At 35.6% G+C, this 13,644-nt stretch carries 14 protein-coding genes; all 14 read right to left on the bottom strand.

Annotation, left to right across the window (positions count from 1 at the left end; all coding sequences use genetic code 11):
- Positions 1-54: 54 nt before the first annotated feature.
- Positions 55-2,730 (bottom strand): multicopper oxidase domain-containing protein, encoded by a 2,676-nt coding sequence (locus tag BUC23_RS01450; protein ID WP_073204243.1) that lies wholly within the window; start codon positions 2,728-2,730, stop codon positions 55-57.
- Between the two features lie 190 nt (positions 2,731-2,920).
- Positions 2,921-3,496 carry a membrane or secreted protein gene (locus tag BUC23_RS01455; RefSeq protein WP_073204246.1) on the bottom strand — a complete coding sequence of 192 codons (576 nt, stop codon included), beginning with the start codon at positions 3,494-3,496 and terminating at the stop codon, positions 2,921-2,923.
- A 200-nt stretch (positions 3,497-3,696) separates the two neighbouring features.
- Complete coding sequence (locus tag BUC23_RS01460) at positions 3,697-4,146, bottom strand: universal stress protein (protein WP_073204249.1); 450 nt, start codon at positions 4,144-4,146, stop codon at positions 3,697-3,699.
- Positions 4,147-4,340: 194 nt separating this feature from the next.
- The gene (locus BUC23_RS01465; protein ID WP_073204253.1) at positions 4,341-6,878 is read right to left on the bottom strand and encodes a heavy metal translocating P-type ATPase; all 2,538 of its coding nucleotides are present in this window, start codon (positions 6,876-6,878) and stop codon (positions 4,341-4,343) included.
- Between the two features lie 76 nt (positions 6,879-6,954).
- Positions 6,955-7,266 carry a heavy metal-binding domain-containing protein gene (locus BUC23_RS17610; RefSeq protein WP_073204257.1) on the bottom strand — a complete coding sequence of 104 codons (312 nt, stop codon included), beginning with the start codon at positions 7,264-7,266 and terminating at the stop codon, positions 6,955-6,957.
- Between the two features lie 239 nt (positions 7,267-7,505).
- On the bottom strand, positions 7,506-7,976 hold the full coding sequence (locus BUC23_RS01475) for a heme-binding domain-containing protein (protein WP_073204261.1): 471 nt from the start codon (positions 7,974-7,976) through the stop codon (positions 7,506-7,508).
- Entirely contained in the window at positions 7,977-8,687 is a 711-nt protein-coding gene (locus BUC23_RS01480) for a DUF3347 domain-containing protein (RefSeq protein ID WP_073204265.1), read from the bottom strand.
- A gap of 154 nt (positions 8,688-8,841) precedes the next feature.
- Positions 8,842-9,408: a heavy metal-binding domain-containing protein gene (locus BUC23_RS01485; protein ID WP_073204269.1), complete on the bottom strand. Its 567-nt coding sequence runs from the start codon at positions 9,406-9,408 to the stop codon at positions 8,842-8,844.
- Positions 9,409-9,515: 107 nt separating this feature from the next.
- Positions 9,516-10,076 (bottom strand): helix-turn-helix domain-containing protein, encoded by a 561-nt coding sequence (locus BUC23_RS01490; protein ID WP_073204272.1) that lies wholly within the window; start codon positions 10,074-10,076, stop codon positions 9,516-9,518.
- A 2-nt stretch (positions 10,077-10,078) separates the two neighbouring features.
- The gene (locus BUC23_RS01495; protein WP_073204275.1) at positions 10,079-10,972 is read right to left on the bottom strand and encodes a DUF3347 domain-containing protein; all 894 of its coding nucleotides are present in this window, start codon (positions 10,970-10,972) and stop codon (positions 10,079-10,081) included.
- A gap of 151 nt (positions 10,973-11,123) precedes the next feature.
- Positions 11,124-11,489: a hypothetical protein gene (locus BUC23_RS01500; RefSeq protein ID WP_073204278.1), complete on the bottom strand. Its 366-nt coding sequence runs from the start codon at positions 11,487-11,489 to the stop codon at positions 11,124-11,126.
- A gap of 85 nt (positions 11,490-11,574) precedes the next feature.
- A complete protein-coding gene (locus BUC23_RS01505; protein WP_073204281.1) occupies positions 11,575-11,919 on the bottom strand; it encodes a phage holin family protein in 345 nt (114 codons plus the stop codon).
- Positions 11,920-11,972: 53 nt separating this feature from the next.
- On the bottom strand, positions 11,973-12,734 hold the full coding sequence (locus tag BUC23_RS01510) for an alpha/beta fold hydrolase (protein ID WP_073204284.1): 762 nt from the start codon (positions 12,732-12,734) through the stop codon (positions 11,973-11,975).
- Between the two features lie 145 nt (positions 12,735-12,879).
- Positions 12,880-13,593 (bottom strand): pyridoxine 5'-phosphate synthase, encoded by a 714-nt coding sequence (locus BUC23_RS01515; RefSeq protein WP_073204287.1) that lies wholly within the window; start codon positions 13,591-13,593, stop codon positions 12,880-12,882.
- Positions 13,594-13,644: the final 51 nt, after the last annotated feature.

The following is a 13,644-nucleotide window of genomic DNA, read 5'->3' on the forward strand; positions in this document are numbered from 1 at the left end:
TATAATTTACGCCGACATCAGTGAGTCACGTGATAAACGTTTCACTCTATGAATTTAATAATTCAGGTTCAATCCAAAACCTAATCCCATATCGCTGTCATAATGCGTTGTAATTCCAAAATTTCTTTTAACAATATAACGCAAACCTGCCATGTATTCTCTATCTGTATTCCACATTAAATTCATTCTCAACCTTTTTGAAACCGGAATATCCATACGTTCAAATTGCAATCTGACTTTTCCATCACTAAAAACTTCTGTTTGAAATTTTACTAGCATAGGCAGCGTGTATTCAATTCCTAAACTTGCAACAGCTCGTTTGTCTTTGGTGCTTTCTTGACCGAAAAGATTTTTCTCCATTTCTCCCATTTCCATTTTTCGATATCTCCAGTCAAAACCAATGAATGGCATCAGCCATTGCATTTTACCAATATATCGTCCAATATGCGTTTCGGTTTCATACCCGTGATGTTTAGTGTAACCCAAACGCCATTCTGTACCAATACTCCAACGTGTGTTTTGAATCATCAGCATTCCGTCATTTCCATTAGTGGCAAAATCATTTTCGGCCATCACATGGAAAGCTCTATCATCAGCGAATAATTTGCGTTGCGCTAATTTTGGATTTGGAATCAAAGGATTTGGCTCTTGATTTTCATAACTTAAAACCCTTCCCATTCCCGCCATCATGTGATACAGAATATGGCAATGAAAAAACCAATCGCCTTTAACATTCGCATTAAACTCAATCGTATCGGTTTCCATCGGCATGATGTCGATGATATTTTTCAGCGGCGCGTACTCTTCTTGACCGTTCAGCACTCTAAAATCGTGTCCGTGTAAATGCATCGGGTGACGCATCATGGAGCCGTTGAAGAGTACAATTCGAACATTCTCCCCTTTTTTAATTAGAATTTTATCGGCTTCTGAAACTACTTTATTGTCCAGACTCCAAACATAGCGATTCATGTTTCCTGATAATTCAAATCGCAATTCTTTTACCGGTGCGTCTTTGGGCAATGTTGTTTTAGTGGGAGATTTCAGCATCGCATAATTCAAAGTCGTGATATCTGAAAGTTCGTTGCTGTTATAATCGGCTTCGGTCATTTTCATGTTGTCCATTTTTGCAGAAGAATCATCCATTTTCATGTCGCCCTTTTTTGCAGAAGAATCATCCATTTTCATTTTTCCCATATCATGCGAAGAATGATCCATTTGAACTTCTTTTTGCGTTCCTTCATTATCGTTTAAAGGTCCTGTAATTTCAGGATACATGACCACATTCATATCCATTTGATTCAATGACATTTTCATGCCCATATCGTCTAAATCTCCATTCATTTTCATCATTCCATTCATCATTTTCATTCCTTCAAAATACTTTAATTTAGGCATCGGTGTAATCAATTGCTTGATCCCTTTCCCTAAATACAAGGAAGCAGATTTTGTTCGGTCCTCTGATGTCACTAAAAATTCAAATGCCGTTTTTTCAGCAGGGATAGTGACAACAACATCATACGTTTCAGAAACTGCAACAAGCAATCTATCGACTTCAACAGGCTCAACATCATTACCATCACTGGCCACCACCGTAATTTTTCCTCCTGCATAGTTCAGCCAAAAATAAGTTGAAGCACCACCATTGGCAATCCTCAATCGCACTTTATCGCCCGCTTTGAACTGCGAAAGCTGGCTTTCATTTTTGCCGTTGATCAGAAATTTATTGTAATAAACGTCGCTTACGTCCATGGCGTTCATTCGTTTCCATTCGTTGGTGACTTTTGTCTTGAAATGTCCTGCTTTTATGGCTTCAGAATAACTTTGCGTGGTTCCTTTTTGAATCGCAAACCAGTCCGTGGCATTGTGCAACATTCGGTGTACATTTTCCGGTTTCATATTGGTCCATTCACTGAGAATAATTGGAACCGTTGGTAAATCATCTATTCCCGCTCTAAAATTTGGGTCTTCATTTCTTTTGTTCATTACAAAAGAACCGTACATCCCAATTTGCTCCTGCAAACCTGTATGACTGTGATACCAATGCGTTCCGTGCTGAATAATTGGAAAGGTATATTTATGGGTGGTATGCGGTTTGATGGGCATTTGTGTCAAATTAGGCACACCGTCTTCTTTGTTGGGTAAAAACAATCCGTGCCAGTGCAACGAAGTATCTTCATTTAATTCGTTATGTACATAAATTTCGGCAATATCGCCTTCGGTAAACGTAAGTGTTGGCATTGGGATTTGTCCGTTTACGGCAATCGCTCTTTTGGGTTTATCGCCAAAAGTGACAATCGTATCCCGAACATACAAATCATACCGAACGGTTCTGGGCGGAGCATTTTTAGCAGTTCTTTTAACCGGTTCTGCTTTAGGTTTACTGTTATCCGCGGGAACATTGGTGTGATTTTGATGCAAATCATCAGTTGTTGCTTTAGTGTTAATATCGGTTGCTTTTACAGGTACTGTTTTTTTAACAACTGCTTTTGGTACTTGCTTTTTTTGAACGGATTTTTTTACCGGTTTTGCTTTTTCTTTGATTAAATCCATACCACATTTTGGACATTTTCCTGGTTTAGTGGCATGAATTTCAGGATGCATTACACAAGTATAGGTTGAAGGCTGTACCTGTTGAAAAGCCAATTTTTTGGAAATATTTCTGTTATTGCTATTTTCCGCTTGCACAAAAGGACCGATAAACAGAATCAAAACTATTATTATTATTCTCATTTTTAAAATTCTAAATTTTGTAATTCTTATTTTCTTTTTCTAAATCGGTTTAACATTACCAAAGCAAAAAGGAACAACACAATTACTAAAATTAACCAAAATGGGTGCATTCCCATGAAAGAGTATTCTCCCATATGCATTTCTCCGTTACCGTTATTTAACATGATTCTTTAGGATTAAGGTTAAAATATTAATGATGTGCTTTATGATCTTCTTTCTTTTCCACTTTTTTATCCATCGTTTTCATTTTTTTCATGTCCATTTTTTCACCTTTCATTTTTTCCATCATTTTCATCATCTCGGGACTATCCATCATCTCTTTGCACATTCCAGACATCATAGCATCATCGCCTTTTGATGATTCCATCATCTTTGCCATCATACTTTTCATCATTTCGGGATTATCCTTCATTCCTTTCATCATCTCGGACATCATACCTTTCATCATTTCCGGATTTTCTTTCATCATTGCCATCATTTTAGCATGATTCTCTTTCATCATTTCTGGATTTTCCTTCATCATAGTCATCATTTTCGCATGACTATCCTTCATCATTTCCTTTTCCTTCTCCTGCATCATCATCATACCACTTTTGCTATTCATAAGTATCGCCATCATCTCTTTAGACATACTTTCATTATTAGCAATCTCGTTCATAATTTCCATTCTCTTATCTGATTTTGAGAGAACCTGATTGGTTGACTGGCAAGAATATAGAAGACCAATTAACCCAATCGATAATGCAATTTTTTGTACTGTTTTCATGATATTGAATTTATTTGTTAAAACTATTAACCCTATAAAGGTCTGCGTTTTAAAACGAAAAAACCTTGTTGAATTTTGAAAAAAATTTATTTAATTACTTCCTTTTGTTATTCAAAAATAAGGCTAGCCAACTAACCGGATTTCATCTTTATTTAATAGAAAATCACTTGCACTTTTTCTATTAGGCTGCGGCTACACTTTTATTTTGTTTTTTTACGTACAATTTCAACAGAACATTTTGCATGAAGTGCAACGGATTGTGAAACTGATCCTAATAAAAGACGTTCAACAAGACCATAACCATGTGATCCAAGAACAATTAAATCAGCGCCAAACTTTTCGGCCTCATCAACAATAACGGTTTTAGGAACTCCCTCTATTGCCTCCGTTAAAACTGCAAGTTCAGGATTTTTATTTCTAATTATTTCCGCTGCTGCTGCGACCGAATTCTCTGCAAACTTCAAAGAATTCATACTAGCATCGTCGTAATATTCCGTTAAAACGCCCATTGGAGCCACATTCATGAGCCTATCTGCTTCATAAACGGAGATGATTTTCACTTTTGTGTTTATGGGTAAAGGTCTACCGGCAAACTCTTTTACCATTGCCACACTAAAAGGTGATCCATCAGTTGCTAAAATTATTTTCATTTGACTATAGTATTTATTAGTTATTGATAATCAGCTATTTGAAAAATACAATCAATTAAAATCGTACTATAAATTTAAGACAATTTCTGCACATTTAGTGGTTATTTCCATGTTAAAAACAACCAAGGCCTAACTCGCAACGATCTATAATACAACTTGCTCCTCTAAAAATAAATGCCTCCAACTTCTTTTATTTAAAGCTTTAAGTTTCGCAATCGCAATGCATTTGCAATCACCGAAACCGAACTAAAACTCATTGCCAAAGCGGCAATCATTGGCGAGAGCAAAACTCCAAAAAACGGATACAAAACTCCCGCAGCAATTGGAATTCCCAATACATTATAGAAAAAGGCAAAGAATAAATTTTGCTTAATATTACGCATCACCGCATGACTTAAGTTTTTGGCTTTTACTATTCCTTGTAAATCGCCTTTCACCAACGTAATTTTCGCACTTTCGATAGCCACATCCGTTCCGGTTCCCATCGCAATTCCGATGTCCGCTTGCGCCAAAGCCGGAGCATCGTTGATTCCGTCGCCTGCCATGGCTACAATTTTCCCTTCGGCTTGCAATCTTTTTATTTCTTTCAACTTGTCTTCTGGTAAACAACCCGCTTTATAAGAACTTAAATGCAATTCCTGAGCGACTGCTTTTGCCGTATTTTCATTGTCTCCCGTCAACATGATTACCTCAACACCTTGACGTATTAACTCTTTTATGGCTTCTACACTTGTTGGTTTTATGGCATCCGTAATCGACACAAACCCCACTGCATTTCCATCCACTGAGATATAGGAAACTGTTTTACCTAATTTTTGCTCGGCGATAATCTGATTTTCCAGTTCTGCCGAAACTGTGGCGGTCACTTGTTCCATCAATTTTTTATTTCCCAGCGCTATTTTTTTGTTTGTTACCGTACCTGTAACTCCTTTCCCAGAAACTGCTTCAAAATCCTTTACTTCGATTAATGAAACGTTTTTCGCTTTCGCAAAATTGACTACGGCTTGCGCCAAAGGATGTTCGCTGTACTGATTTAAAGAAGCGATGCTTTGTAACAAATAATCTTCTTCATTGTTCAAGGAGAATACTTTCTCTACAGAAGGTTTACCTTCGGTGATTGTTCCTGTTTTATCAGTAATCAGAACATTTACTTTGTTCATATTTTCCAGTGCTTCCGCGTTTTTTATCAAAACTCCAGATTGTGCTCCTTTCCCAACACCAACCATGACTGACATGGGTGTGGCTAATCCCAAAGCACAAGGACATGCAATAATCAATACCGCAATGGCATTGATAAATCCATAAACCATCGCTGGTTCCGGTCCAAATTTTGCCCAAACAAAAAAAGTTACGACAGAAACTACAACTACAATCGGCACAAAATATTTGGCAATACTATCCGCTAGCTTTTGAATGGGTGCTCTGGAACGACTGGCATCATTTACCATCTTAACGATTTGCGAAAGCAAGGTTTCCGAACCTACTTTTTCGGCAATCATAACAAAGGACTTATTCCCATTTATGGTTCCCGCTACTACATAATCATCTATTTTTTTATCAACGGGAATAGGTTCTCCCGAAATCATCGATTCATCTATCGTACTTTCTCCATCGGTAATTTTTCCATCCACAGGAATTTTATCTCCGGGTTTCACACGCAGTAAATCTCCTTTTTTGATATCATGAATGGAGATTACTTTATCAGCTCCGTCGATTACCAAAGTGGCTTCGGTTGGTGCTAATTTTAGTAATTCTTTTATCGCTCCACTGGTTTGACTGTGTGCTCTGGCTTCTAAAAGTTGTCCTAATAAAACTAACGTTAATATTACTGTTGTTGCTTCAAAATAGAGTGCAACAGTCCCGTTATGAGTTTTGAATTCATTTGGAAAAATATCAGGAAAAAACATCCCAACTAAACTGAATAAGAAAGCCACACCAGAACCAATTCCGATAAGCGTAAACATATTGAGATTCCAGGTAATGATGGATTTCCAAGCACGAATAAAAAACATCCAACACGCATAAAAAACTACCGGAAGCGATAAAATTAGCTGTACCCAATTCCATTTTGAAGCATCCATTATTTTCATTAATGGATTATTCGGAATCATATCCGACATGGCAATTAAGAAAACTGGAACCGTAAAAACAACTGCGATTTTCATTTTACGCATCAAGTCTTGATACACCCTGTTTTCTTCACTTTCGGTTGGTTCCATTGGCACTAAATCCATTCCGCAAATGGGACACGAACCGGGACCTTCCTGAATAACTTCTGGGTGCATGGGGCAGGTATATAACGTTTTACTATTAGGCAACGCTGCTTCTTTGACCAAATCCATTCCGCAAACGGGGCAATCCCCTGGTTTATCATATACTTTCTCACCCTCACAATGCATCGGGCAATAGTATTTGCCTGGCAAATTGCTAGATAACGTTTCTAAAGATTTTTCTTGGGGCTTTTTAGAGCTGCAACACGATTTGACGGTTGGATTATCTTCCGTTTTGGTTTGAGTTTCCATTAAAGTTGCCTCAGTGATATTATACTTTCCGGCAGCAGTCAATACAACTTGTAATTGTTCAACAGGAATATGTTTTTCCATTGTGATGGTTGCTACTGGGGGATCTAAAGTAACTGTCGCTTGAACCCCATCAACAGCATTCAATGTTTTTTCCACTTTAGAACGACAACCGTCGCAAGACATCCCGGTAATAGTATAGGTATGTTTCATTTTAGTGTGTTTTTGATCAACCTTACCGCAATATTTACTGTAAAGTTGATCAGAGTTAAATAAGGAATCTCTTATTTTATTTGTTGCTTTTTACAGCAGTTTCGGGAACAGGCTCAGTTAATTTCATGCCACATTTTGGACATTTATCATTCAACTTACCTTGAACTTCAGGATGCATTGGACAAGCATACATTGTTGGATTATTTTTCATCATTTTTGTGTTATTACCCATCATGGTTGAATCAGTGTGCATGACCGAGTCAGAATTCATCATAGTGGTGTTATCATCCATCATATGAGAATCATTTGTTGGATTCTCTTTATTTTTTTGGTTACAAGAAATCAATACAAAAGCCGCCATTAGGGTAAAAAAAAATATTTTTTTCATGGTTAAAGTTTATTAATTACAGATGAATTTCTGCATGATAATATTAGATAAAAATAGTTTTAAATCTGTTGTGTTTTTATTGTTTAAATTGTATAATTCACTGTAAACGAGAAAAAAAACAGATCTAATTTCATTCATTTCACCACCAAAAAAAAGAAATAAGATTCTGCATCGCACTTCTTCCTGTAATTTCTTACCGTTATATATTTGGCATTTTTGTAAGAAAGCTATTTTGCTTTTTAAAAGCGCCTTGATATACTATCTTTTGTGCTTTCTATCCAATTAATCAATACCTTTTTATTCTCTTGCGTAAGTATGGCATTTTTATGTATCAATGTATAGGACGATAATGGCATCTCATCCGATTTGATTTGCTTAACAATTCGTTCTAATTTGTTTCCTTGCTTGCGTTGAGAATAATCGCCAAACGTACTGAAATTCAAGTTTTCTTTTCCTTCTTTAATATGACTATCCAAAAACATTCTCGCGGGTTGAATGTAAGAGTACCACGGATATTCTGTGTTGTTACTGTGACAATCATAACAAGAAGTTCGTAAAATGTTTTTTACATCTGATGGAACGGCGTAAATTTTGGTGAAATGGGTTGGCAAAACCTGCCCGTAATCTAAATTGCGAGCAGGTTGATAAAATTGTATCAGCAAAAAAATAACAAAACCTAAAGTCAATATTTTTTTGAAGTTAATTTTCATCTAGAATGTTTTTTTTACTGATCCACAAGTAAGCATTTGCGAACCATAGTATGGATTTTTGATTTCTTTAGTTTCACTTATCCAATAACCGCTTTTCCCTTCGTCATACATTGGACAATAATCCTGATACAATTTTTGAGTAGTTCCAAAGGTTTTTATCAAATCATTTATGTCTTTACTCAACATGGCAAAATGCTCCCTTTGATGTTCAATTTTCCCAGGATTGTCGCCAATATGTTCTGCATGCTCCTTAGCATCATCGGCAATATCAACGTATTCCTTTTTCAATTTCGCATCCAATGAATTGGAATTTAAACTATTTAAAGTCGCATATAAAGTTTTACTGGCATTTGCCGCCCCTTTTGAATCATCTTTTACAAGAGCATTTTTAAGTTTCAAATAATTACTTACGATTTGATTGATAGAAAAAGAAGATTGAGGAGTCGCTACAACCGTTGTTTCTGTCTTAGTTTCAGCAACCGTAGTTGGGTTATTTTTTGCATTTTGGTTAACCGGCTCGGTTAATTCCATTCCGCATTTAGAACATTTATCTCCCTTTTTTCCTGTAATTTCAGGATGCATCGGGCACGAATACAATTCCGAAGTCGTTTTGGTTACAACTGATGTATCAGCTGGCGTTTCTTTGTTTTTTTGGTTACAAGAAACCATTACTAATGTCATTGCTATGGCCGAAAGAACTACATTTTTCATTTTTTTATTTTTTAATTATTAATATCTGCATTGCTACTGGCAACATTTTTTGAAAATCTATTTTAATATAAAAACAACTTTTTAAAGTTTAAAAATAATCTACACATCACGTATTGAATTAAGTTTAAAGGGAATTTGAATTTATACCTATGAATTATTTTTTCTCATTCTCCATTTTTGTCATTTCCATGCCGCATTTAGGACACTTTCCTGCTTTATCAGACTGCTCACCATCCATTGCACAAATATATTTAGTGATAACTTTCCTACTTGATTGACTTCCTTTTACTGCGACGTTGCGTTTTACTTCGGTTGTTTTTACCATTTTCATACCACATTTTCCACATTTTCCAGGTTCTGAACTCACCTCATTAGGATGCATTGAGCAAGTGTAATTTACCGCTTGTTGTTTTGTCATGTCCATTCCGCATTTAGGACACTTTCCTGCTTTATCAGAAGTTGTACCATCCATTTTACAAACGTATTTTGAAACTACTTCTGTTTTTCTTCCTTTACCTGAGGTGTCGTGGTTCAGTGTTTTTACCAATTTCATTCCGCATTTACTACACTCTCCTTCTTTACTGCTCATTTCATCCGGATGCATTGGACAAATAAACATTTCTTTATCCAATTCTTTTTGCGAAGATTTTACAGCTTCTTGAGCTGATGCCATTGTATTCACTGCTAAGAATACGCTTAGTGCGATAATTAATGTTTTCATTTTTTATTTTTTTAAAAATATTAAACAAAATATTTGATTTATATTACACAAATTTACAACGCATACATTTTGATTTCTTGTAGAATTTTGGAAATGATTTGTAAATTTTACAAACAATCTATTTGCAATCTATTATTTTCTTTTAATTGTTTAAAATGAGTTGGCGTTACACCCGTGATTTTTTTAAACTGATTACTCAAATGTGCGACATCAGTATAATTCAATTGAATTGCAATTTCACTTAGTGTGAACTCATTATACATTATTAACTCCTTTACTTTTTCAATCTTTTGAGTAATAAAATAATGTTCTATAGTCTTACCCTCAACTTCGGAAAACAGATTACTCAATACGTTATAATCTTGTCCTAATTGTTCCGATAAATAGTACGATAAATTCGTCTTTAATTCAATGTCTTTATGATGCACCAAATTAACTATTAGATTCTTTATCCGCTCAATGGTGATCCTTATTTTGTCTTCTAATAATTCGAAACCAAGTGCGTGTAACCTTTTTGAAAGTATCTCTTTTTCATCATTTTTTAAATCTTCCAAAAGTTCAACTTCTCCTAGTTGAACTGAAACAGCGTGAAGTCCAATTTTTTCAAGTTCAGACTTCACGACAATATTACAGCGATTGCATACCATATTTTTGATATAAATCTTCATTTTTATTTAATAGTTTCTACAGTCTTACCGCAAGACAGCATTTGTGAACCATAATAAGGATTTTTAATTCCATTGTCTTTGCTCAACCAATTAGCACCTTTCCCTCCATTTGCCATTGGGCAAAATTGATAAAAAACCGGTGTTTCATATTTAGCCACTTTGATCAAATCATATATTTTTTTTGACAATGACATAAAAACCATTCTTTGTTTTTTGATATCCTGTGTTTCAGAAATACTCTTGGTATCAGCAGTTAAATCTTTCACCACTTTCATCCAAACCATGTGAACATCCATAGCCAGCTTGTCCATTTTTATCCCGTTTAAGGAAGTCAATAAATCATTTGCCACTGAAGAAGCTACTTTCCCATCCGTTTTCACCAAGGCATCTTTTAATACAAAATAATTCTCAAAAACTGGTTTTAATTGATTTTCTGCTACTTGATCGTTTTTAGGCATTGCTGCATGATTTTCATGATTTTCCATTCCTGCCATTTGATTCGCCTGTTCGCTATCGCTCTGATTTGTGTTAGCATCTCCTGTCACCGATACTTTAGCTTCACGCTCGTATTGGCAACAACCGGCAAGGCTGTTATAAGCAGCATCAGGAGCAAGGAATTTCTCGCTGTCATAACCTGCGAAGGCAATACGTTTTAGGATTTCATCCTGACTGGTTTTTGTTGAATCGTAGGTTAGCGTAGCCATTTTGGTGTCTTTATCCCAATCTACCTGAGCTACTTTTTTTAAATTTCCTGCTTTCTCTATGGTTGTTTCACACATTCCGCAATTCCCATAGATTTTTACCGTTTCGGTTTTAGCATTTTTTATTTGTGCGTTCGCAACTGTGATTGAAAGCAATAGTGTAATTGCCGTCAATATTTTTCTTATTGATTTCATTGTTTTAAATAATTTTGAAGTGAATAAGTCCCAATCAATTTTGAAAAACTAGCATATTGCTACAATTCAAATTGAATCTGACTATAAATTTAATGATTTTAAAGCAGTAATGCTTTGAATTAGACCCAATAATGGCTGTCTAAATAGAAATTTAGCTTATTTTAGGTGGAAGCCAAATGCAACGGAAATCTGAAGAAATGAAGATTTCTGAATAATAATAATTTTGTTTCTCGTGTGAAAAACTAAAGAGTTGACCGTTAAGTTCAACATAAGAAAGAGAAGACAAAGCCAAATTAACGACAGAGCTGGTGCAAGAAACATGTTTGCACCCTCCGTTACAACCCTCATGACTTTTTGAACTTTTTTCCTTATTGCAGCAAGCCGATTTCTCGCTTTGCGAAACAGCTTCTTTTTTACAACACGCTTTCTCTGATTTAGTTCCACATGCAAAAGCTATGCTTGGCATCATAAAGAAACCAAGAATAACAAGTAGCATTATGTAAAACTTTTTTGTCATTTATTAACTTTTGTAAAAAACAAAGGTATTAAATTAAGGATTATTGCTAATTTATTAACTCACAATTACTTGTTAAAAGAGCTAATTACTTTCCATCTCCTAAAATCCCATTCATAATGGATTGCAATAGTGACAATATAATACTAAAGATTAATGCGGTCCAAAACGAATCAACGCTAAACCCGCCAACGATATTGGTGCAGAGTAAAATAATCAATGCATTAATGACTAACAAAAATAATCCTAATGTAACAATCGTAACCGGTAAAGTAAGTATTACCAATATTGGTTTGATAAATATATTAAGCAAACCAAGAACTACTGCAACAATTAAGGCTGTCGTAAAACTCGCCACATGAACGCCCGGCATAAAATGAGCAATAAGTAGCACTAAACCTCCAGTGATAAGGATTCTAAGTAATAAATTCATAGTTTTTGTTTTAAAATTTAAATAAATGTAGGAAAAATTTAAATCTGATTAAATTATTTTAAGAAAGAACTTGTTGTTTGATGAAATAAAGCTGGGTTTTCAGCATGCAGCCAATGTCCTGCATTAGGAATTGTTTCAAAAGTGGAATTCGGAAAATGCTGTTTTATGTTTCCGAAATCAGTGTCCAAAATATAATTAGAATTCCCGCCACGAATGAATAATGTTGGTTTCTCAAAAACGGCATTTTGCGGCAAAGGAACTCCTATTTCGTCCATTTTTTTATTGAAAACCTCCAAATTAAATCGGAAAGCGAGTTGTCCCGGCTCTTTCCAATACAAACTTTTCATCAGGAATTGTCTCGTCCCAAAATCAGGAATATATTGAGACATAATTTCTTCGACTTCACTTCGGGTTGGTTTCTTGGAAAAATCAACAGCGTTTAATCCAGCCAGAATATCCTGATGGTGTTGCGGATAAAATTTTGGTCCAATATCAGCCACAATCAATTTGTCTACTAATTCCGGATGCGTTGTCGCCAAAAGCATGGCTACTTTCCCGCCCATGGAATGTCCGATTATATCTATATTTTCTAAATTATGCGCTTCACAATATTCGAAAATATCCTGAACCATTATTTCATAACTGAATTCTTCCGAATGTAAACTACGTCCGTGATTGCGTAAATCAGTCATGTGAACTTGAAAACCTTCGGCACCGAATTGAGTTCCGAGTGTTTTCCAATTGTCTGACATTCCCAGAAAGCCGTGAAGGATTAAAAGTGGCTTGCCTGAACCTTCTATTTTTGAAAAAAGCATATCATTTTAGATTTTAGAGTTGCGTGAGGGATAGCAGTGAAAATCCTTTTTTATCATGAAGCGCTAGCGGAATGAAAAAAAGATTGCAACGGATAGCCCGACCACGCTGTAACGCTAGTGAAAGCGCGGTCACGCCCCAATTATTTTATTTTAATTTTTGCAAATACATGTTGATTACATTATCCAAGCCCAAATAAATGGCTTCAGAAATCAGCGCGTGACCGATAGAAACTTCCAGTAATCCCGGTATGTTTTCTTTGAAAAACTGAATATTGTCTAAACTTAAATCGTGACCTGCATTGATTCCCAAACCGATTTGGCTGGCCAAAATCGCAGATTCCATATACGGTTGTATACCTCTTTTGTTACCCAAACTGTATTCGTGTGCGAATGCTTCCGTATATAATTCGATTCTTTCGGTTCCAATTTTTTTAGCGCCTTCAATCATTTCGAGAACCGGATCCACAAAAATGGAAGTTCTGATTCCGTTGCGTTGAAATTCCTGCACAATTTCTTTAAGATAATCGGCGTGTTTTATGGTATCCCAACCTGCATTAGAAGTTATCGCATCGACAGCATCTGGAACCAATGTTACTTGAGTAGGTTTGATTTCAAGAACAAGATCAATAAATGTTTTCTCTGGGTTTCCCTCAATATTATATTCCGTATAAACAATGGATTTCAAATCTCGGGCATCTTGATAACGAATATGTCGCTCATCCGGACGAGGATGTATGGTGATTCCTTCGGCGCCAAACTTTTGAATATCGGCTGCTACCTTTAATAAATCGGGAACATTTCCTCCACGCGCGTTTCGTAAAGTAGCTATTTTATTGATGTTTACGCTTAATTTTGTCATTGGAACACTTTTTGATTGTGAAAAATAGTATTTGTTGTGACAAAAATACAA

It is taken from the genome of Flavobacterium xinjiangense (assembly GCF_900142885.1).
Taxonomy (GTDB): domain Bacteria; phylum Bacteroidota; class Bacteroidia; order Flavobacteriales; family Flavobacteriaceae; genus Flavobacterium; species Flavobacterium xinjiangense.

Excerpts from the sequence above, each read along its gene's own strand:
- BUC23_RS01515 (WP_073204287.1), bottom strand. The coding sequence starts at position 13,593 with ATGACAAAATTAAGCGTAAACATCAATAAAATAGCTACTTTACGAAAC.
- BUC23_RS01510 (WP_073204284.1), bottom strand. The coding sequence starts at position 12,734 with ATGCTTTTTTCAAAAATAGAAGGTTCAGGCAAGCCACTTTTAATCCTT.
- BUC23_RS01455 (WP_073204246.1), bottom strand. The coding sequence starts at position 3,496 with ATGAAAACAGTACAAAAAATTGCATTATCGATTGGGTTAATTGGTCTT.
- BUC23_RS01480 (WP_073204265.1), bottom strand. The coding sequence starts at position 8,687 with ATGAAAAATGTAGTTCTTTCGGCCATAGCAATGACATTAGTAATGGTT.
- BUC23_RS17610 (WP_073204257.1), bottom strand. The coding sequence starts at position 7,266 with ATGAAAAAAATATTTTTTTTTACCCTAATGGCGGCTTTTGTATTGATT.
- BUC23_RS01465 (WP_073204253.1), bottom strand. The coding sequence starts at position 6,878 with ATGAAACATACCTATACTATTACCGGGATGTCTTGCGACGGTTGTCGT.
- BUC23_RS01505 (WP_073204281.1), bottom strand. The coding sequence starts at position 11,919 with ATGAATTTATTACTTAGAATCCTTATCACTGGAGGTTTAGTGCTACTT.
- BUC23_RS01460 (WP_073204249.1), bottom strand. The coding sequence starts at position 4,146 with ATGAAAATAATTTTAGCAACTGATGGATCACCTTTTAGTGTGGCAATG.
- BUC23_RS01450 (WP_073204243.1), bottom strand. The coding sequence starts at position 2,730 with ATGAGAATAATAATAATAGTTTTGATTCTGTTTATCGGTCCTTTTGTG.
- BUC23_RS01495 (WP_073204275.1), bottom strand. The coding sequence starts at position 10,972 with ATGAAATCAATAAGAAAAATATTGACGGCAATTACACTATTGCTTTCA.
- BUC23_RS01500 (WP_073204278.1), bottom strand. The coding sequence starts at position 11,489 with ATGACAAAAAAGTTTTACATAATGCTACTTGTTATTCTTGGTTTCTTT.
- BUC23_RS01485 (WP_073204269.1), bottom strand. The coding sequence starts at position 9,408 with ATGAAAACATTAATTATCGCACTAAGCGTATTCTTAGCAGTGAATACA.
- BUC23_RS01490 (WP_073204272.1), bottom strand. The coding sequence starts at position 10,076 with ATGAAGATTTATATCAAAAATATGGTATGCAATCGCTGTAATATTGTC.
- BUC23_RS01475 (WP_073204261.1), bottom strand. The coding sequence starts at position 7,976 with ATGAAAATTAACTTCAAAAAAATATTGACTTTAGGTTTTGTTATTTTT.